This window comes from Pseudogulbenkiania sp. AW2-16 (genome assembly GCF_056824575.1).
The window spans coordinates 2548048-2567632 of record NZ_CP157668.1; the positions used below are offsets into that span (position 1 = coordinate 2548048).

Consider the following 19585-nt stretch of genomic DNA (forward strand, 5'->3'; position numbering starts at 1 on the left):
TCCCCGTTAATTTTAGGTTCATCACGGATTACTGGGGAATGCGGCTTTGATCTTCAGAAAGAAGTAGTCGCTGTCCCGGTAGCCGTAAGCCATCCGTTTCATCACCTTGATCCGGTTGTTGATTCCTTCAAGCTGGCCAGTGTGCATCGGCCAGCGTACCCCGCTCACAATGCCTCGCCAGTAGCCAGACAGCCGTTTGGCAAAGCTCATCAGCGGCGCAATCCCACTCTCGGCGGCCTGCCTCATCCACTCCTTCCAGGCCGTTCTCCAAGCCCACGCCGTCGGGGCTGACCAGATCGCTTTCAGGCTGGACTTCATCACGTACACCGTCATCAACGCCTGGTTGGCGGCGAGCGTCGCGCCAATCCGCAGAACGTTTGCGTCGGGCGGCCAGATGGGAGCGCGCTACACCAAGGCAGTCACTGACCAGTTTCACTGGTCGTCTATATGAACGTCTCCCATTTGAGCAGGTTTTCTTGTGTGTTGACGGACAGGATAGGTTGCAGCTCTATATCCGGCCTTTTTTGCAGCCGGTATTGCCGCTGCGGGCCCCGATGAAATCCGCTGACTCGTGCCTCATTCCTCCGGCGAGCTCAAGGCTCTACGACCAGTTCAGGCTTGGCGAGTCACGGTCTTACCTGGTTTGTCATCACATGCAAAACGCCTGCGCAACCTTTCGATGATTCGTCCTCTGTAAAACGGTAATTTTCTTACGCTGTGCTGCCAGTCATGCCGGCTTCACGCTGACATAGGCTTTCTCGTACTGCCTCTCGTGTGCCAGGACTGCCCAAATCGTTCGTGCCATCTTGTTGGCCAAGGCTACGATCACCACATTCGGTGGACGACGCTTCCTGATCTGCTCAACCCATGGGCCAAGATCTTTCGCATTTGCCAACACGCTGCGCGCACCGTGAATCAGCAGCGTGCGCAGATACGTGTCGCCACGCTTGCTGATGCCCAGCAAATTGACCTTGCCTCCCGATCCTGACTGCCTCGGTACCAAACCGATGTATGCCGCGAATTCCCGCCCGGACCTGTACACCTTCGCATCCCCCATCGTTGCCACCGCCGCCGTAGCCGTGAGCAGCCCGATGCCGGGTATTTCGGCAATCGCCGCGCACGCCTTGTTCTGTTTCATCCAAGCTTTCAGACGCCGCTCGATTGTTGCGACCTGCTCGTCCAGCTTCGCTAGCCCATTCCACTGCTCACGCAGAGTGTCGATCAGCATCGCCGGCAGGCGCTCGGCAAGCCGCTCCAGCACTCCGAGTACGCGTTTATCCAGCGAGGCACGACTCGTGCCCATTACCTCGCCGTACTCAGTCAGCAAGCCGCGCAACGCGTTGATCTGCATTGTGCGGACCTTCACCAACTGCTGGCGCATTCGGTGCATGGCCAGCACTGCCTGCTGATCCTCCGTCTTCACCGCCACGGCCTTGCCGGGCTGCTGCACTGCGAGCCAGATTGCCCTCGCATCTGCCGCATCGTTCTTGTTGCCGATGTTGAACGCTTTGACAAAGCGCGCCGGCATCAGCTTGACTTGATGCCCAAGCTTCACAAGCTCGCGCGCCCAGTGCTGAGATCCCCCGCACGCCTCCATGCCAATCAGGCAGGGCGCCCGATTTGCAAAGTACTTGAGGAACCCGGCGCGCTTGAGCGCCTTATTCACGATCTCTCCCGTTTCCATGTCCACGTGGTGCACTTGAAACAGAGACTTTGCGATATCAATCCCAACGGGCGTAAGTTTCATGAGGATTCTCCGGCTTGCCTGTGAAGACTTTTATGATCTTCCTCCATGGGCGCTCTGATGCAGCTGGTCCGTGAGAATCTACCTTCTTCTATGCACTCACTCTCACGGAACACCGGGATGGGAGACGTTCATTACATTCCCCCGGTAACAAGGGCGAGCGCGCAATCCATTTTCGCGAGCGGGCGACCTCCACGGCTTCCTTGAGAATCTCCGCTTCCATGGTCTTTTTGCCCAGCAGGCGCTGTAGCTCGCGGATTTGCTTCATCGCTTCGGCTAACTCCGAGGCGGGCACCACGGCTTCGCCTGCACTCACCGCTGACAGGCTGCCGTCCTGATGGAGCTTGCGCCAGTGGAATAGCTGGTTCGGATTGATGCCATGGCGGCGTGCCACCAGCGACACGGTTTGTCCTGGCTCGAAGCTTTCACGGACCATGGCCAGTTTTTCTTCGATGGACCAGCGACGGCGGCGCTCCGGCCCCAGAACCTCGGTGGAGGAGTTGTTAGTGTGAGTCATAAACACAGTCGTATGCCTATCCATAAGGACTTCCCCGGCAACCCCCAATGCCCTAAACAGGGTTTGATTCAATCGGTTTCGACCACGCACCACCAGTGGTGCGTGGTCGAAACCGAAACCTGTCACCTTTTTCCTGACCCTGACCCCCTGCGATTTCCGTCACAAGAGCAGACTGCATCTCCATAACCGGCCTTGTTGGGCTTAGCTTGCCCGGGCCAAGATATAAACCGCTCCACCTGCCCTCATTCCCTTACCGGGCTACCGTCATACGGGGATCAACCGTAATAGGCTTCGGGCCCATCAGGCATATCAGGTTCGCAGGGGGTCGGTCTGACCTGTTTGGCTATCACGTGTGTGTCGCAGGGTCGGGGGAACTCCTTTATGTCGTAGCTGAACCCTTCTTCCAGGCCTCTGGGTTGTACGCTTCGCCTTTAGCCAACATCGCCCACAGCTGGCGCGCATGTTTGTTGGCAATTGCAACTAATGTCTTGTGATACCCAACCCGACCGTATAGCTCGACGACCCAGTGCTCGAGTCGGTTAAGTTTATCGGGGCCGCGTTTCAGCGCGATTTGCAGTGTCGAGCGGGCTCCCTGAATCAGAAGGGTGCGCAAGTAGGCATCGCCACGCCGGCTGATGTGCCCAAGTTTGGTCTTGCCTCCACTGCTGTACTGCCTCGGTGTCAGCCCAAGCCAAGCGGCGAATTGGCGACCATTCTTGAAATCGAGCGCCTTACCAACAGTGGCCGGGATGGCATCTGCGGTAAGCGGTCCGACGTCGCCGACCTGCTGCAGGCGCTGGCTGTCTTCAGACTGACGCGCCGAGAGAGCAATGGTGCGGTCGCAGGCCGCGAGGTGCTCGTCCAGTTGCTTGAGCTGAGTTTGCGCGCGTATTAGCAGTTGTCGGAATGGCAGAGGCAACGATTGGTGCAGGGTAGCAACCTGCAAGCCGCGAGTGAACGCGCTCGCACTGCGGGGGAGTGGATAGCCGAACTCAAGCAGCAGGCCACGTATGCGATTGATCAGTGCCGTGCGTTCTTCCTTCCAGCCTTCGCGCAGTCGGTGCCAGGATAGGCGGGCCTGTTGGGCTTCGCTCTTTATCGTGACAAAACGCATGGTCGGCTGCTGGGCTGCGATCGCAATAGCTTCGGCATCATTATGGTCGTTCTTGGTGCGCCGGCTCTTGCGGAACGGTTTGACGAATTCGGCGGCCATCAGTCGTGGCTGTAGCCCGAGCGCCAACATGCGTCGGGCCCAATAGTGTGAGGAACTGCACGCTTCCATGCCAACCACGCAACCGGCAGGTAGCTCTCTCTATCGATCAATATTCATTCGCCCGGACTCTTGGCCCACGTTCGGGGCGTTACCCCGCTCGGGTTTGCCTTTATGCTATCTTTTTCAATCCGGCTTCACGTCGCTTGGGCTGATAAGCCCAACTTCTGGCCCTCCTGAAAATGTTGGGCTTATCAGCCTAACCTACCTTTTCCAAGCCCGCCTTTTCGTAGGATGGGTTGAGCAAAGCGATACCCATCTTCCTCCTGCTGGCCGATGGGTATTGGCACAAGGCCTTCACCCATCCTACGAGTGACTTGGCGACAATCCCCCGCTCCCCTTTGACAAGGGGGACGCTGGGGCGACACCACTGCCGCTGGCAGCCATCGAACCATTTCCCCCTTTGTCAAAGAGGGGGGCTAGGGGGATTTTCCGTTCCCAATGTCTAACTTACTCCGGCCACACCACGCGCAGCAGGTTGGTCGAACCCGGCGTGCCGAACGGCATGCCGGCCACCACGATCAGAGGCTTCCCGGCTTTGTAGCAGCCGGCATCCTTGGCCGCTTTGCTCGCCTTGTCGACCATGTCTTCCACGTTCTTGGCATCGGCCGTCTCGTGCGAGCTTACGCCCCACAGCAGCGCCAACTGGCGCGCCACTGTGCGGTTCGGCGTCAGGCTCAAAATCGGCGAGGCCGGGCGTTCGTGAGCCACGCGGAAGGCGGTGGCTCCCGAAGTGGTATAGGTCACGGTGGCGGCCACCGGCAGCACGCCGGTCACGGCCTGGATCGCGGCGCCGATGGCGTCGGTCGAAGTGGCGTCGTGACGCGTGGCCACCGCGTGCATCAGCTGGCGCTGCAGTGGGTCGGCTTCGGTGCGCTCGATGATGCGGTTCATCATCTCCACCGCCTCCTCCGGGTACTGGCCGGAAGCCGTTTCGGCCGACAGCATTACCGCGTCGGCGCCATCGTACACCGCAGTGGCCACGTCCGAGGCTTCGGCGCGGGTCGGCGCCGGCGACTTGATCATCGATTCGAGCATCTGCGTGGCCACCACCACCGGCTTGCCGGCGTCGCGGCATAGCCGCACGATGTGCTTCTGGATCGCCGGCACTTCCTCGGGCGGCAGTTCCACACCGAGGTCGCCGCGCGCCACCATGATGCCGTCCGCCTCGGCCACGATGTCGGCCAGGCAGTCCACCGCGGTCGGCTTCTCGATCTTGGCCATCAGCTTGGCGCGCCCGCCGATCAGGGCGCGTGCCTCGCGCACGTCCTCCGGGCGTTGCACGAACGACAGCGCCACCCAGTCCACACCGATCTCGAGGCCGAAGGCCAGGTCTTTCTTGTCCTTGTCGGAGAGCGCCGGCAGCGGCAGCGCCGCGCTCGGCACGTTGACACCCTTACGATCGGAGATGACGCCGCCCACCCGCGCGGTGGTTTCGATGCGCTCGGCGCTAACGGCAGTGACCTCGAAGCGCAGCTGGCCGTCGTTCACCAGTAGCATGTCGCCAGCCTTGGTGGCGGCGAAGATTTCGGGATGCGGCAGGCAAACGCGCTGGGCAGTGCCCGGCGCCGGGTCGCGGTCAAATACAAAGGCCTGCCCGGCGCTTAGTTCGGCGCTGCCATCCGCGAAGGTAGATACGCGCAACTTGGGGCCCTGCAGATCGAGCAGCACGCCGATCGGGCGGTCGCGGCGTGCCTCGATGCGGCGGATGCAAGACAGGCGTGCGGCGTGGTCGTCGTAACTGCCGTGACTGAAATTCAGGCGAAAAACGTCGGCGCCGGCTTGGTGCAGCGCCTCAATAACGGTTTCACTAGTGCTGGCAGGTCCCAGCGTGGCGATGATTTTGGTGGCTCGATTTCTGAACATCTCATTTCCTTCGATAGCGGTCGAATACGATTTGGATTTGCAGTACTTGATAGGCTGCTTTGCACTCCACTCGCAAATCTATAGTTCGAGCAAGTCACATGGGAGTGCTGGAAGCTGGTTGTGTTATTACTCGGCTCGCTGCAGCTCAAATAGTCGTGAATTCGTCGGCATCGAGAGAGGCTCCTCCAACAAAGGCACCATTGAGTCGGTTTCTCAAAACAATTCGAAGGCATTAGCTGCTTTCACACTCACATCATAAATGAGCGGTACACAAGCTAGATTAGGGGCGCGTGCCACCAACGATGTCCTGATGTGGGCATGCACGCCCTATACTTCTGCAGGAATAGCTGTCTTGCCTATTCCAATTGTCAAAATAGGCTCATACGTGAACACCAGTTGGCGACGTTCCTGCTTCAAAAGCAGGCCAAAGACAGTGTCCAGCTGGGAAGTCACAACCTCCTTTGCCCTGTTTGACATGCGCTCTTCTAGTGTTTCTTCGATGCACAAGATAGGTAAAAAATTCGCTTCGAGTACACGACGTGCTTTCGTTGCGATTATCTGTGAAGTCTCAGCATGGTAGTTCCGACGTTCTGAATGGCCATGAGCACATTTCGGAAACCAAAATCAGCCGCCATGGTGGCGCCAACTTCGCCTGTGAATGCAACTTGAAGATGTGCAGAAACATCCTGTATGCCCCAGCCAATACCACCTTCAAACGCGACGACATTGCAGTCGTTCTCCATCCGAACAAAAACTTATTCGATAGCGACGCCAGCGACTCGATGCGAAGATCTTCCTTTTGGTAACCGACGAAACGTCGGGTCATTGTCTGACGTGTTTGCTTGATCAAACAGAAAAGCGCTTTCCGTCGCAGTTTCCGGTAGCGTCGACTTTGCAGTGCCAAAAAGTGTGGCTGCGCCGTGCGACGCGGCGATCATCTTGAGAGACCATCCCGTGCGATGACAAAGAAGTTCTCGTCGCCCATCTGGCCGCCTTTCAGGGCAAGCTGCAGGTTTTGCAAATGGGGCTTATCGGAAAGCACACGGCACAGCGGCGCGCCCGCGGCGAGGCGGCCGTCAATCTCAAGCGCATCGGGACCGAGGGTTTGTGTCACTTGACTCGACGTATCGCCGCCGGAGAGAACCAAGCGGCGCAAATGAGTGGCCTCAAGGACAGCATTCGCGACCGAGCCAAGCCGTTGGCCCAGCAATCGACCGCCTTGATGCCGAGCTTCGTCCTGGGTCAGTCCATCAGCGGTAAAGTACTCGAGCATTTCGGCGATGCGTGTATCGCGCGGGCCACGGGCAGTATGCATGATGACACTTCGCCCTTCTCTGACCAGCGAAATCGTGCGCCCGATGATATCTTCAGCTGTTTGCTGCCAAGATTCTTCCCGTACAAGCGCTTTTGCGTCGATGCCAATCTCAGCGAAGCCTGCCGCGATCGCCGTGTCAATCTGTGCGGAAGAGAGCGGTGATGCACTCCCAGAGATGGCAAGGATTTGACTCGTGGGCGTGATACGGTCGTAAGATCGGCGCGTATCTGGTAGATTGCCGAGTTCCCGCCACCATTGGGTTAAGGCATATTCGACACCGGACGAGCCAATGGTAAATATGGGACCGACGGTTGTAGCATAATTGTCAAGAATGCGACCGACTTCGGTTAGATGACGAGGAGTCACTGTATCGAACAAGATTCCCGCGTCACCCGTTGAAGTTGCTTCCGACCATGCCTGGTCTATTTCTTCGCGTGTTCCTTCCAGACTGGGTAGGAAGATCCCGGAGAGAGGTAAGTTTGTCTGCAGTCCCAGATGACGCAGAAGATCACCTTCCATCATCGGTGTGACCGGATGGACACTCATAATCGGATGGTGATCGATTCGATAAGTCTTGTTGTCGGTACCGGATCGAGCAAACAAGTTGCCAAAGGCGCAGTAGCGTTTTAATGCTGGAGTACCGGCAACAATCGGAATTGGTGTACTGGTGATTCCAGCGCGGGCTATCTCCAACGCTTTTCCGATGCTCCCTATCGCCGGGCCACTATCGAAAGTTGAACAGACTTTGTAGTGAAGGATCGGAGCATTTAGGGCGCGCAGAGCCCCGAATATCGATGGAAGGGATGCTTCCATTTCGGACGGGCTCATGCCTCGACTGTCGCCTGCAACACCGATAGCGTCAAATCCGCCGAGTTGCGACAGTCTTTCGGACGAAGGCGCTTTCAAGAAAAGGGCGCACCGCAGCCCGGCGAAAGCTAAGACTTCCAGGGCGTCAGTCGATCCGGTGAAGTCGTCGCCGTAGAAAGCTAGACGCAATGCCGCGTCCAATTGTTCGGTTTTTGCACTCATCTTGGATCACGCCGATTGGAAGTGAGACAGTGCGGCACGCAGCGCAGGCCGAGACTCCGCGAAGGTTTTCAAATCTACGCCTTCGACTGCCGCTTCCCACCCTTCTCGCATACTGGCAACACCCGCGGCGATTCCGTCCGGATGTCCGATGATTCCGCCGCCGGCCAAATGCATCAGGTCCACGGAGCCCAGCTGAGCGTATAGGTCAGGAGCTTGAGACGCCCACTGGCCCGACGAGAAAACTGGCATCAACGGCTGCACACCCGCGAACGGTGCCAGGCAGGCACGGGCCGAATCGATGACTGATGCATCTGGCTCCCAAAACTTGCTGCGAATTCCGTTGACGTGCAAATGATCCACTCCAGCAAGTCGCCACAACTTCTGAAACGCCTTGAAAGAGAACCCGAGTTGCGGGCAGCGAGTGAACGCACCCCAGCCGTTACGATGGCCGTGGATGGGTAGTTGGGCATGCTTGCGAAGATGCTCGATGCCAGCAAAACCGACCCAGTTAATGCAAGCCATCACGCACGTACCGCCGGCCCGCAGAACCGCATCATGCCGCTGGAGCATCTCATCGATTGTGCCGGAGATGTTGATCGCGTACATCGGCATGCGGCCGATGCGGTCGGCATGTCGATGCAAGACCGGCATGACGGCTGCGAGACGCTTATCAAAGCTCGCATATGAGGGGTCGGCGAGCAGCTCATCATCCTTAATGAAGTCGATGTCCGCGGCGCAAAGACTATCGACGATTGCAGCCGTCTGTTCTGGAAGCAAGCCAATACTTGGCTTGATGATCGTCCCGATCATTGGTCTGTCGTAGACCTTAGCGAAGTCACGCGTTCCGGCAATACCGTATTTAGGGCCGGGGAATTGTGCCGCGTACGTTGTCGGTAGATCGATGTCAAGCAGGCGCAGCCCTGTAACTTCCCCTAACTCAAATAGGTTGCCTGCAACAGTGGATAAAAGGGTGGGCAGATTGGGGCCGACGTTGTCCACCGGAAATGCGATCTCGATCTCGCCTCGGTAATAGACAGTCGGCGAACCCTTCCGTTCGACGTGAGCACTGCGCAGCGACGGCTCGAGAACGGGGGGATGCGAATCCACCTTGACGACACGAGCCCGGGCACGATTTTTCAGGGCATCAGTCTCTCCCGGGAGCGCCAGAAACGTTCCGCTAGACTGTTCGCCTGCGATGACTTCTGCGGCTTTGGCAATCGGCACTGAGCTTTCGACGAAATAGCGCGCAGTGAATTCCGCTCTTTGATGGGAGATTTCGACCATGTTTGACTCTTCTTCCTGGGTATTCGAGCTGAACCGGGGCGCATGGACTTGCCGTGGGAAGCATGCGCTTAAGCCGGGGATGAGGAGAATATAGATTTGACGACTTTCGACATCAAACGATATGATTTCTCGACGCCGAGCGAAAAACTCACAATAGGTCACTTCCATAAGCAGTGGGCCGCGGGCCCATAGGAGCCCATGTGCCTCGCCTTTCATTGAATGCGCTGCGCGCCTTTGAAGCCACAGCTCGCCTGCGAAGCTTCGGTGCCGCCGCCGAAGAACTCTGCGTGACTCATGGTGCGGTTAGCAGACATATACGTGCTCTTGAAGAGCAGCTGGGTGTCCTACTGCTGTCGCGCAATGCACACTTGACGGAGCCGACGCCTGAAGGGGCGCAGATGGCCGAAGGCCTGAGCGTGGCGTTCAACCTTATACAAAAGACCGTCGATCAGTTAAAGCCGGGGCCGTTGACGCTCTCATGCTCGGCGTCGATCATGATGTACTGGCTCCTGCCGCGCCTCTCTAAGCTGAAAAATGCGATCCCATCGCTCGAGCTGAGTTTCAACACTGGTCATGGCGAAATCGACTTTACCCGAGACAAGATAACGGTGGCGATACGGCTTTCCTCCATCCCAGTACCTAAAGGTGTCACCCCGGTTCCGTTGATTGAGGAATGGATCGGCGCAGTGTGCTCGCCAGAGTACATGCGCGCAAAACGGATCGAAAAGCCGAGCGACCTGGAACGTGTGCGCCTTCTAGCAACCAATACGCGACCGTCCGCGTGGGCCGACTGGTACAAGGCGACCTCGACTGTGCTCGAAAACCCGCCCGAAATCGCTGAATCGTTCGATCATTTCTATCTTCAGATTCAGGCCGCTAAGTGCGGATTGGGAGTCGCAGCAGTGCCGAGAATGCTCGTCCGAGACGAACTCGACTCAGCTGGTCTTGTCGCACCGTTCGGCTTTGTCCCAGGTCCCGTGAGCCTCGTGCTGTGGGTTGCTCCTCACGCCGGGAGTCAGCCGAAGACCATTGCTTTGGTGGAATGGCTGAGGAACGAGTTGCGTGAAATGGAGGCATGAAGCATGCATCGGCTTGCTTGCTAGCATGCGAAATCCGTTTCTTTAGTGTGTGACATTTTCTCACGATATCGAGCTTTATTATCCTTTGACCTTGCCAGCCAAGGCTCCAATAATCTGCACACGAGATGGCGCGCAGCGCCGTCATTTGATCCGCTACCAGGCATCGCACGCGAAGCCGCACAGCGGTCTTACTCTGAAGGAGACAACGTGGAGCAGACGAAGCAAAACGGCGCAAGTCGCGTAGCCGTGATCACGGGCGGCGCTATGGGCATTGGTGCAGATTCGGCAGAACAGCTTGCAAGACGTGGCTATCACGTCGTTCTTGCCGATATCAATAAGAGCGCTGCAGAAGAAACGGCGTCAGGTTTCCGGCGCGCGGGCCTGTCAGTTTCGGCTATTGAGATGGACGTTTCAAACGCCGAATCGATTGCCGCTGCGTTCGATGCGATCGACAAGACGCATGGGCGTTGCGACGTTTTGGTGAACGGCGCCGGCATTGCCAAGCTGGTGCCATTCATAGACTATCCCCTCGACACGTTTCTCAAAACCATGCAGGTCAATGTAACTGGCGCGTTTTTATGTTCTCAGCATGCCGCGCGCCTGATGGTAAAGAACCGCTGGGGCCGCATAATCAATATAGCTTCGGTGGCAGGCATGCGAGCGGTCGGTAAAGGACGCACGGCCTACGGCACGTCGAAAGGGGCTGTCATCGCTTTAACGCGCCAGATGGCGGTGGAACTCTGTGACTACGGCATCACCGCTAACGCAGTCGCTCCGGGTCCAGTTGATACGCCGATGACTAAGGCGCTCCATAGCGAAGAGTTCCGCGCTGAATACTCAAATGCGATTCCGATGAAGCGATACGGCACGACATCGGAAATCGCGGCGGCCGTCTGCTACTTGGCATCAGAGGACGCAGGATATACAAACGGGGTCGTGCTTCCGGTGGACGGTGGCTTTCTCGCGTGGGGAGCAGGGGCGGTTTGAACGGCATTTGAGGGTTCCTTTACAGCAACCGCAGGAATCAACAGATAGTGCCCGGATTGCGTTCTAAATCCGGCCGGGTCGGTGACCAACGGCTTGATTGGCCCCAGCGGACCTTCCAGCGGTTCCTGAGGCATTTAGCAGGCGGACAGCTGTCTGGATGAGTTTGCCCTGGGATAGCAAGAGATCAGTCCGCGCTATGTCTGCGTGCGAGTGTCAGTTATGCCCTCGGAGGCGGCCGTTCGGTTTACGGGAGGCTGAACGGCAATTTAGGGTCGGCAGTGTGAGTTCGCTGGATCGAATAGCTGACGTTCAAAGGAATTCTGGGGTGAGTGGCTGGTAACCAACCCATTGCCGACTTATCGGACCGGCAAGCCGAACGGCGGCAATGGCCGACCATCAGACCTTGTAGCCCAGGAATTTCCTACTCACCAAACCAAGCAATCGCATACGAAAAGAGGCCCTTTCGGGCCTCTTTGTTTCGAGCTAGTGGTACCAAACTGATCATGTCATTGCCATGACAGACTTCATTGTCACGTGACAGACTTTATTCTTTCCGATCAAGGAGCATAAGGAGCATAAGGAGCGTAAGGACCGCTTCCTGTCGCGTGTAATCCATCTCCCCATTCCAGGTTGAACGCAACGCCGCCTGTAGCTCGATCTGAATTGCGGAGGAGAAGGCACTATGGATATTAAGACCGTTGGCATCGGTTTGGCAAAGAACATCATCAAGGTGCGTGGGCTGGACGACGGCAAGCCGGCAGAGCGGCGCTACCTCCGCTTCACGGCCCTAGCCGAAGGGCTTGTGGAGTTCAGGGTCGGGACGTGTAGTACGGATCCGCTACTGAGGTCGGAAGATGAAAACGATGGGATTGGTGTTGAGAATCATGGCGCCAGAGTTTGTGAAGCCGTTTCGCATGAGCCGGCACACGAAGAACGGCGCCAACGATGCCGAAGCGATTGCGAATACCGGAACGAGCGGTCAGCCTCCCCTGCGCCCACACAGCGATGTCATCGCTTACAAACTGCAAGGATATGAGTCACTTTCTGACAAAGTGCAAAAAATTGGGTATCACCAGGCTTGAAAATGGTCCACATTGATACCCAAATCTGCCGATTTTCTGCAGAAATATGGTTCTAGGCATGTGCATAAAAATGCGTCCTGTTTCAGTTGTGTGTGACCGGAAGCATAAAGTGGCCAAACGGCCAGCTTATGCTTCCGATGAGTCGCAAATTTCATCGCTTTTTCTGATCGACTCCGGCCGTTTGAGTTTCCCCATCGCCTGAAACCCTTGCCACGCAAGGGTTTGGTCCGCCAATTCGTTTGACCCAGCCGCCCCAGAGCGCGGCCAGCTTATGCTTCCGAATCGTGGTGCGTGGCCAGCTTATGCTTCCTGCCTTGCTTTCCTTTCATTTGCGCCCCTTTACCCATCATGAAGCCCCTTCGAAAGGGCTATCGCCCTATGAGCAGATGGCCCAGCTGTTTGTTTAGAGGAACTTGGTGAGAACGCAGTGTGTGCAAATCCACCCCAAGCAGAACCGGGGAGTGGGTGATGGCAGCCCCGTATGCCGCAACTGGGCACATCGCACTCGGAATGCCACCTGTCTGTCTCTGTACGCCTTGGACGGACGTTGCAGCGGAGGCTGGCGGCTGGGCGGCCTACCCTTTACACGCCACACAAGCACGTATCCTTTGTGATGAGTCTTTGCCGTTCCAATGACGTATGGCCGCTGTCGAAACCACAAGTTAGCATCGCCCCAAGCCGTGAGGGTTCTTACACGGCTCGTCTTTCGGTGCCTACAGGGGAAGCCCTGGGGAGAATCGGGAAGGCGGTGCAATTCCGCCACGTGCCCAACGCTGTGAGGAGGACGAACGGAACAACGGGAATTGTAAGTCCCCAAGCCACTGACTCAGGTCGGGAAGGCGTTCCGGACGGATGAGTCCGAGTCAGAAGACCGGCCGGAAGATGAAGCAGGCTGCCTGGACTGGCAGTCCATTTTCCAGAAGGGGACAAAATGGAAAGCCCAACCATCCAAAATACTCATCATTTTTCTGACGATGCCCGTGATGCGGTGTACCGTGCCATTTTCAGCCGCCGCGACGTGCGCGGTCAGTTTTTGCCCGACCCGATTCCAGACGAGGTGCTCAGCCGCCTCCTGATGGCCGCGCACTATGCGCCGTCGGTAGGCTTCATGCAGCCGTGGAATTTCATCGTGATCCGCTCGCAGGGCGTCAAACGGCGCGTCCATGATCTCTTCCAAAACGCAAACGACGAAGCCGCCGCTATGTTCGATGGCGAGCGTAGGGACATCTATCGAGGCCTGAAGCTCGAAGGCATTCTGGAATCGCCGGTGAATTTGTGCATCACCTGCGACCGGAAGCGGACTGGCCCTATCGTTATCGGGCGGACACATATGAAAACGATGGATCTCTACAGCTCCGTCTGCGCAGTCCAGAATCTATGGCTAGCCGCCAGAGCGGAGGGACTGGGAGTAGGCTGGGTCAGCATTTTCAAGCCGAACGAATTGAAACAGATTCTGGGCATTCCACTGTCCATTACGCCGATTGCCTATCTATGCCTCGGTTATGTGAGCCATTTCTACCAGAGGCCAGAGTTGGAGGAGGCTGGTTGGCTACCGCGTCTGCCGCTCGACGAACTAGTCTATTTTGAGCAGTGGTCGCATGGAGTCGACAGCCATGGGAAGGTGGTCGATCACATACGCCAACAACAGGCGGATATACAGAATAACGGGTTCGTTGACTGGAAATAAATGGAGAGAAATGTTGTACAGCAACTGGCAGGCCCTAGCGACGAAATGATAGAGTGCTTCTGCCTTCTGAGACGCTCATCTGTCATGTTGAGCGCGCCGGTTCGGTTGACCGGCTAAGCCTGTCAGTTTTTCTGTGTGCGTGAGAATTCTTCGGGTTACACTTTGTCGACATTGACCACGTAATTAATTTCCTACTGTGAATACACCCTAGCTCGTCGGAGCCCTTCTGCATAACGAAAGGGTTAGTTCGTTTGAACATGCGGGACTCCTCCATGCCATGCGTGCATGAGTAGTGAAGGCTTGGGCGATAAGCTGGTTCAGCTCATTTGGGTTCCACGGTTTCGTCAGGAAGTGGTGTACCGCGCCCAGATTGATTGCTGCAGTGGCGAGCTCAAAGTTCCGGTAGGCGCTGAACAATAATCTTACCGTCTGTGGGTACAGTTGTTTGTACGTGGCCAAGAAACTCGGTTCCTGTCAGTTTGGGCATGCTCTGGTCACTCAGCACCACTCCAACCTGATGACACGCCAGCAGTTCGAAGGCGGCATCGACGTCATTGGCCACCAGTATGCGATAGCTGGCATTTCGTAGCTCCCTACTCACCAAGTCCGTGACGAAAGGATCATCGTCCAGAACCAACAGCGTGGGGGGATGATTCTGTTTATTGAGACCACCGGCAGCGTTAAAGGGCCCGCCCCAATTAACCTCTCGCAGGCCTCGGCAGAGAGTGCCTTGCTGAAGTAATGTCCCTGTACCAGCTCACAACCATGGGCTGCCAGTAGCATCACTTGTCCTTCCGTCTCCGCCATTTCGTCCACTACTAGCAGCCCCAAGCGGTGCGCCATTGAGCTGCCCCATCGCTCATCTGTTCCGACCATAGTAAGTCGAGGCAAAAGAGCGGGGGCCATCGCCTCAAACCACCGCTGCTTGCTGGATACGGCTTCTCCTGGCGGCATTCAGCGTGTTCTGCATCAGCATCGCGATGGTCATCGGGCCAACACCGCCGGGAACGGGCGTGATGGCCGACGCCACGGTTTTCACCTCGTCGAAGTCCACATCCCCCACCAGCCGCGAATAGTCCCCCGGTTGGTCGATACGGTTGATGCCCACGTCGATGACCACGGCCCCCGGCTTGACCCAATCGGCCTTAACCAGGCCCGGCACCCCGACAGCGGCGATGACGATATCGGCCTGGCGGCACACCGCCTCGGGGGACAAGGTACGACTATGAACGATGGTCACGGTGCAATCGTGCTGCAGCAGCAGGTTGGCCATTGGCTTGCCGACGATATTGGAACGTCCGATCACCACGGCGTGCAGGCCGCACAGCTTGTCGCCGAGCACCTCCTGGATCAGGTGCAGCGCCCCCAGTGGGGTGCAGGGCACCAGCGCCTCGTGCAGAGCCCCGGTGGCGAGATGTCCGACGTTAACGTAATGAAAGCCGTCCACGTCTTTGCTCGGATCAATCGCCTTGATGATCCGGCAGGCATCGATATGCCTGGGCAATGGCAACTGCACGAGGATGCCGTGAATTTCTGGATCGCCGTTGAGCCGGCCTATCAATTCCAACAGCTCGCTTCCCCGCGTTTCGGCCGACAAGGTGTATTGCCGCGAGAGAAATCCACACTCTTCGGCACGGCGGCTCTTGTTGCGCACGTACACGGTGCTGGCAGGATCGTCTCCAACCAGGATGACAGCCAGGCCGGGACGCAGTCGCTCCGCCCTGACTGCCGCTGTCACACTGGCGATGACTTGGCTGGCCGAAGCCTTGCCATCGATGAGGTAAGGCTGGTTAGTGAAAGATGACGGTGCGATCTTCATTGAGCAGAATCCGATGTTCGAGGTGGAGCTTCACCGCCTTGGCCAGTACCTGGCACTCGGTGTCGCGGCCGATGGCGACCATGTCGTCGGCGGTGGCCGAATGGTCGACGCGATGCACGTTCTGCTCGATGATCGGGCCTTCGTCCAGATCCGCCGTCACGTAGTGCGCGGTGGCGCCGATCAGCTTCACGCCGCGCTTGTGCGCCTGATGGTAGGGGCGTGCACCCTTGAAACTGGGCAGGAAGGAGTGATGGATGTTGATCACATGGCCGGCCAATTCGCGCGACAGATCGTCGGACAGCACCTGCATGTAGCGCGCCAGTATGACCAAGTCGATTTTCTGCTCCCGCACCAGTTCGAGCAGCTTTGCCTCCTGCTCCTCCTTGATGTCAGCGGTGATCGGTAGATGATGGAACGGGACGCCCTCGTGCTCGGCACGGCGGGCAAAGGTTTGATGGTTGGAGACGATCGAGATCAGCTCCATCGGCAGTTGGTTAATGCTGTTGCGGTACAACAGATCGTTCAGGCAATGGCCGAGCTGCGACACCATGATCATCACACGCGGCTTGATATCCAAGTCGAACACGTGCCAATCCATGCCATAAGCCAGCGCCACCGGCGCAAAACCCTGCCTGAAATCGTCGATGGTCATTTTCTCGTGGACCTCGAAGCACACGCGCATGAAGAAGCGGTGGTTATCCGGGTCCACATACTGGCCGCTCTCCATAATGTTGCCGCTCTGGGCCGCGATGCAGTTGCCGACGGCTGCGACGATCGCTTTACGGTCGTCGCAGGCAAGGGTGAGAACGAATTTCTTGACGCTCATGGTTGGCTCCGAAAAAGAAGCTGGGGTGGATGTTTTCTGGTAGCTCATCATTCTTCTTCAAACCGTTCACCGTGTTCGATAAGCTGCGGTTTTCATGGTGAAATATGAGCCAATCGGCTTTTTGCAACAAAGGATTTCTTGGCATATATGCATTCCATTATGGAATGCGAAAACCGTGCCTAACCGAGGTAAACTGTTGCAATAGTCCGCATACGGGAACGTTTCCATGAAAACAACTTTTCGGCATCTGCCACCTTTGAATACGCTAGTGTTTTTCGAGGCGGCGGCACGGCATCGCAGTTTCACCAAGGCGGCGGATGAGTTGTTCATTACCCAGAGTGCGGTCAGCAAGCAGATCAGGATTCTGGAAGAAAGTCTGGGGTTCGAACTGTTCAGGCGGGAGGCGCGGCAATTGCTGTTGACCGATGCCGGGAAGGAACTCCATAGCGACGTGAATGCCATGCTCCAGCAATTGACGGAGAGCATCAGCCGCATCCGCAGCTGGGCGGAAGGGCAAAGCGTGACCATCAGTTGCACCCAGGCGGTGTCACACTACTGGCTGTTCCCGCGCATCGCGCGGTTCAACACGCAGCACCCGGATATCACCGTCAACATTTATGCGACGAATGAGATCACGGAAATGTCCTGCTTGCGCTTCGACCTCGGCATTCTCAACGGTGACAACAACTGGCGAGTGCCCTTGCACAGCCACATGCTCTTCGAAGAACGGATCTATCCCGTCAGTCGCTACGACTATCCCATCGACAAACTGCTGACGCCGGAAGAACTGCTCCAACAACGTCTGATTCATCTCGACCCCAGCGCATGGCGCTGGCCCACCTGGATCGACTGGTTCGCCCATTTCGGCATTGCCTACACCATCCCCAAGAATGCCCAGTTGTTCAATCAGGTCACCCTCGCCCTGGATGCGACCGTTCAAGGCATGGGCATCGGTTTGGGATGGGAGTTCATGACGCATGCCCTATTGGCGAACAAGGACATCAAGCGCGTCAGTGAGTTTTATTACGCGCCTGGCAAGAGTGACTATCTGGTCTACGGGAAAAGCCGCTCCCTGAGCCCTTCCGCCATGGTATTCCGGGACTGGCTGCTGGCCGACCTGCAGGCAGAGCATGCCAATACACATGGATAGCCCGCATATCGGTCCCGCTTCCCCTGGTATTCCTGGATAAATTGTGCAAAAGCCCTGAGATTGAAAACCCCAGGGCTATGGATTTCATTACTGAAGGGATGCCAGGCGCTATTTGAGATAGGCGAAGGCTTGTACTTCGATCAAGTACTCCGGTGCGGCCAGACGACTCTCCACACAGGCTCTGACCGGCTTTTCCACATCCGCGAGCCAGTCTTCGTAGACCGCATTCATGGCATCGAAATCGCCCATGTCGGCCAACCAGATCTGGATGCGCGTGAGGTTCTGCTTGCTCGCCCCGACGGAAGCCAGCAGGGCTTCGATGTTGCCCAACACTTCCAGGGTCTGGCTTTTGATATCGAGCGCAGGGGTTTCCGCCACCTGCCCCGCCGTTTCGATGAACCCATCGTATTTGACGAGTTGCGACATCCGCTGGTTTTGCTTTGTTCGGGTAATCATTATGCAAGTCCTGGTTAAGTTTCCATCAAAGTCCATGAAACGTCGATTGCCTGCCTAGACAACACTCGGCCGGATGCCCCGCGCCAGCCCCATCAGGTTATATGTCGCCGCCGGCGTTTTCCGATTCGTACTTGAGGCGCAGACGGGCTCCGGCCTTCCGGAAAGGATCCGGCGGCACCCAGCTTGGCTTGCTATTGGCAAGGAGGAAACCGAGGTTATCGCTCTTGATGCCGTTCATATGGTCCGCCATGTAGTAGCCGAGGTAGGTCCCCTTCGCCACGCCCACGCCATTGCAGCCGCCGAGCAGATACACGCCGTCGCCGGTATCCTTGAACACCGGCTCGTGATTGAGCGTCATGCACAGCATGCCGCCCCAGGTGAAATCGAAAGCCATCGATTTCAAGAATGGGAAGCGTGCTTCGAATGACCGGCGATGTTGCATCCAGGCTTTGTGCAGCCCCTCTTGGGTGCTTTGCAGGCCGGGTTCGAAATCGAGCATGTTCCTAACGAAAATGCGGCGGTCGGCAGTAAACCGCACGGTGGCTCCCGCCGGATGTGCCGAGGTTACTCCCCAAGGCTGAACAGCCTTGAAATGCTCTGAATATTGTTTATCTGTCAGCGGCTCGGTCAGGCTCGCATAGGTGAAGACAGGAGCAATCCGGTTGGAAAGCTTGCCGAACTCCTCGTTGAACGAGTTAGCTGCTTGCACGACAACCTTGGCTTTGATCGTGCCGCCAACGAATTTCAGCACATGGGGAGAGCCGTATTCGCACGCCATGACCGGGCTCTCTTCAAACAGCGAGACCGACTTGGGCAGCCCGGCAGCCAATCCGCGTATCAGCGCAGAGGGATTAACCAAGACGTTGCCCGGTGTGTAAACCGCGGCGCGGTAATAGTTGGTGCCGAGACGTTTTTCCAGGGCTTTGCCTTCAACGACCTCGTATTCGAAATTCGAAGCCTTCAGGGTTTGGATAAAACTGTCGAGGCCAGATAGATTGCGTTCCTCATGGGCCGCCATATATTTGCCCACGTCGAGCCAACTGCAGTTGATGTCGAGAGAATTCTTGAATTGCCGCAAGCGTTCGATGGCGAAAGTATTGAGCTGATACAGTCGACGATCATGCTCAACGTCCGGCTTGCCCGCATCCAGGTTGTGGGGAAGATCGATGATGAAGCCCGAGTTGCGGCCAGACGTTCCTTGCCCGACCTGCAGCGCATCGATCAAGGCAATGCGCGCGCCAGGATTGATCTCGGCGTAACGATATGCCAGCGAAACACCAGTAAAACCAGCGCCGATGATGGCCACGTCGAACTGATGGACGCCCTTGAGGCGCTTGCCGAGACGAATCTGGCGATCCGGCGCGGTCTCGAACCACCCCAGGTCACCATCGATGCGCGGAAGTCTGCTTACTTTGTGCATGGCCTTGCTCCTTTGAAACTTGCCTAAGTTTCAACTTGCTATGGCATGTTTTCA

The 19585-nt window shown here is 57.1% G+C and carries 17 protein-coding genes, 2 pseudogenes and 1 riboswitch; of the genes and pseudogenes, 5 read left to right on the top strand and 14 right to left on the bottom strand.

Translation table 11 applies throughout. The annotated features are described in order from the left end of the window. Nucleotides 1-21: 21 nt before the first annotated feature. The 9 genes and pseudogenes from ABKF58_RS12450 to ABKF58_RS12490 all read right to left on the bottom strand — a co-directional run. Nucleotides 22-357: pseudogene (locus ABKF58_RS12450) on the bottom strand (transposase); the annotation flags it as partial. 370 nt (nucleotides 358-727) lie between these two features. Further along, nucleotides 728-1747, bottom strand: a complete 1020-nt coding sequence (locus tag ABKF58_RS12455) for an IS110 family RNA-guided transposase (protein ID WP_482580994.1) — start codon at nucleotides 1745-1747, stop codon at nucleotides 728-730. 137 nt (nucleotides 1748-1884) lie between these two features. Continuing rightward, a pseudogene (gene tnpA, locus ABKF58_RS12460) lies at nucleotides 1885-2261 on the bottom strand (IS66-like element accessory protein TnpA); the annotation flags it as partial. A 379-nt stretch (nucleotides 2262-2640) separates the two neighbouring features. After that, nucleotides 2641-3543, bottom strand: a complete 903-nt coding sequence (locus tag ABKF58_RS12465) for an IS110 family RNA-guided transposase (RefSeq protein WP_482580995.1) — start codon at nucleotides 3541-3543, stop codon at nucleotides 2641-2643. Nucleotides 3544-3981: 438 nt separating this feature from the next. Then, entirely contained in the window at nucleotides 3982-5397 is a 1416-nt protein-coding gene (pyk, locus tag ABKF58_RS12470) for a pyruvate kinase (protein WP_482580996.1), read from the bottom strand. 327 nt (nucleotides 5398-5724) lie between these two features. After that, entirely contained in the window at nucleotides 5725-5955 is a 231-nt protein-coding gene (locus ABKF58_RS12475; protein ID WP_482584371.1) for a triose-phosphate isomerase, read from the bottom strand. Then, on the bottom strand, nucleotides 5952-6140 hold the full coding sequence (locus tag ABKF58_RS12480) for a triose-phosphate isomerase (protein ID WP_482580998.1): 189 nt from the start codon (nucleotides 6138-6140) through the stop codon (nucleotides 5952-5954). The genes ABKF58_RS12475 and ABKF58_RS12480 overlap by 4 nt, the downstream gene beginning before the upstream one ends. A gap of 191 nt (nucleotides 6141-6331) precedes the next feature. Continuing rightward, a complete protein-coding gene (locus ABKF58_RS12485; RefSeq protein WP_482580999.1) occupies nucleotides 6332-7741 on the bottom strand; it encodes a four-carbon acid sugar kinase family protein in 1410 nt (469 codons plus the stop codon). Between the two features lie 6 nt (nucleotides 7742-7747). Next, nucleotides 7748-9025: a ribulose-bisphosphate carboxylase large subunit family protein gene (locus tag ABKF58_RS12490; RefSeq protein WP_482581000.1), complete on the bottom strand. Its 1278-nt coding sequence runs from the start codon at nucleotides 9023-9025 to the stop codon at nucleotides 7748-7750. Between the two features lie 200 nt (nucleotides 9026-9225). Between ABKF58_RS12490 and ABKF58_RS12495 the strand changes: the two genes are divergently transcribed. The 4 genes from ABKF58_RS12495 to bluB all read left to right on the top strand — a co-directional run bounded on the left by ABKF58_RS12495 (nucleotide 9226) and on the right by bluB (nucleotide 13860). Then, a complete protein-coding gene (locus tag ABKF58_RS12495) occupies nucleotides 9226-10104 on the top strand; it encodes a LysR substrate-binding domain-containing protein (RefSeq protein WP_482581001.1) in 879 nt (292 codons plus the stop codon). 207 nt (nucleotides 10105-10311) lie between these two features. Continuing rightward, nucleotides 10312-11091 (top strand): SDR family NAD(P)-dependent oxidoreductase, encoded by a 780-nt coding sequence (locus ABKF58_RS12500; protein WP_482581003.1) that lies wholly within the window; start codon nucleotides 10312-10314, stop codon nucleotides 11089-11091. 854 nt (nucleotides 11092-11945) lie between these two features. Then, nucleotides 11946-12173 carry a hypothetical protein gene (locus tag ABKF58_RS12505; RefSeq protein WP_482581005.1) on the top strand — a complete coding sequence of 76 codons (228 nt, stop codon included), beginning with the start codon at nucleotides 11946-11948 and terminating at the stop codon, nucleotides 12171-12173. 690 nt (nucleotides 12174-12863) lie between these two features. Continuing rightward, nucleotides 12864-13067: riboswitch (cobalamin riboswitch) on the top strand. A gap of 37 nt (nucleotides 13068-13104) precedes the next feature. After that, nucleotides 13105-13860 (top strand): 5,6-dimethylbenzimidazole synthase, encoded by a 756-nt coding sequence (bluB, locus tag ABKF58_RS12510; RefSeq protein WP_482581006.1) that lies wholly within the window; start codon nucleotides 13105-13107, stop codon nucleotides 13858-13860. 391 nt (nucleotides 13861-14251) lie between these two features. Here bluB and ABKF58_RS12515 read toward each other — a convergent pair whose 3' ends face one another. From ABKF58_RS12515 to purU, 3 genes are all read right to left on the bottom strand, one after another. After that, nucleotides 14252-14461, bottom strand: a complete 210-nt coding sequence (locus tag ABKF58_RS12515) for a response regulator (protein ID WP_482584372.1) — start codon at nucleotides 14459-14461, stop codon at nucleotides 14252-14254. A 309-nt stretch (nucleotides 14462-14770) separates the two neighbouring features. Next, nucleotides 14771-15679, bottom strand: coding sequence for a bifunctional 5,10-methylenetetrahydrofolate dehydrogenase/5,10-methenyltetrahydrofolate cyclohydrolase (locus tag ABKF58_RS12520; RefSeq protein WP_482581008.1), 909 nt, complete (start codon nucleotides 15677-15679; stop codon nucleotides 14771-14773). Further along, nucleotides 15651-16505, bottom strand: coding sequence for a formyltetrahydrofolate deformylase (gene purU, locus ABKF58_RS12525; RefSeq protein ID WP_482581010.1), 855 nt, complete (start codon nucleotides 16503-16505; stop codon nucleotides 15651-15653). Before purU ends, ABKF58_RS12520 begins: the two co-directional genes overlap by 29 nt. Nucleotides 16506-16731: 226 nt before the next feature. Between purU and ABKF58_RS12530 the strand changes: the two genes are divergently transcribed. Beyond that, nucleotides 16732-17655, top strand: coding sequence for a LysR substrate-binding domain-containing protein (locus ABKF58_RS12530; RefSeq protein ID WP_482581012.1), 924 nt, complete (start codon nucleotides 16732-16734; stop codon nucleotides 17653-17655). A gap of 108 nt (nucleotides 17656-17763) precedes the next feature. Here ABKF58_RS12530 and ABKF58_RS12535 read toward each other — a convergent pair whose 3' ends face one another. Continuing rightward, nucleotides 17764-18111, bottom strand: a complete 348-nt coding sequence (locus tag ABKF58_RS12535) for a RidA family protein (protein ID WP_482581013.1) — start codon at nucleotides 18109-18111, stop codon at nucleotides 17764-17766. 97 nt (nucleotides 18112-18208) lie between these two features. Then, entirely contained in the window at nucleotides 18209-19531 is a 1323-nt protein-coding gene (locus ABKF58_RS12540) for an NAD(P)/FAD-dependent oxidoreductase (protein WP_482581015.1), read from the bottom strand. Between the last annotated feature and the right edge of the window lie 54 nt (nucleotides 19532-19585).

Coding starts and splice junctions, on each gene's coding strand:
- ABKF58_RS12535 (WP_482581013.1), bottom strand. CDS start 18,111: ATGATTACCCGAACAAAGCAAAACCAGCGGATGTCGCAACTCGTCAAA.
- pyk (WP_482580996.1), bottom strand. CDS start 5,397: ATGTTCAGAAATCGAGCCACCAAAATCATCGCCACGCTGGGACCTGCC.
- purU (WP_482581010.1), bottom strand. CDS start 16,505: ATGAGCGTCAAGAAATTCGTTCTCACCCTTGCCTGCGACGACCGTAAA.
- ABKF58_RS12505 (WP_482581005.1), top strand. CDS start 11,946: ATGAAAACGATGGGATTGGTGTTGAGAATCATGGCGCCAGAGTTTGTG.
- bluB (WP_482581006.1), top strand. CDS start 13,105: ATGGAAAGCCCAACCATCCAAAATACTCATCATTTTTCTGACGATGCC.
- ABKF58_RS12530 (WP_482581012.1), top strand. CDS start 16,732: ATGAAAACAACTTTTCGGCATCTGCCACCTTTGAATACGCTAGTGTTT.
- ABKF58_RS12480 (WP_482580998.1), bottom strand. CDS start 6,140: ATGGAGAACGACTGCAATGTCGTCGCGTTTGAAGGTGGTATTGGCTGG.
- ABKF58_RS12485 (WP_482580999.1), bottom strand. CDS start 7,741: ATGAGTGCAAAAACCGAACAATTGGACGCGGCATTGCGTCTAGCTTTC.
- ABKF58_RS12455 (WP_482580994.1), bottom strand. CDS start 1,747: ATGAAACTTACGCCCGTTGGGATTGATATCGCAAAGTCTCTGTTTCAA.
- ABKF58_RS12465 (WP_482580995.1), bottom strand. CDS start 3,543: ATGGAAGCGTGCAGTTCCTCACACTATTGGGCCCGACGCATGTTGGCG.
- ABKF58_RS12540 (WP_482581015.1), bottom strand. CDS start 19,531: ATGCACAAAGTAAGCAGACTTCCGCGCATCGATGGTGACCTGGGGTGG.
- ABKF58_RS12490 (WP_482581000.1), bottom strand. CDS start 9,025: ATGGTCGAAATCTCCCATCAAAGAGCGGAATTCACTGCGCGCTATTTC.
- ABKF58_RS12520 (WP_482581008.1), bottom strand. CDS start 15,679: ATGAAGATCGCACCGTCATCTTTCACTAACCAGCCTTACCTCATCGAT.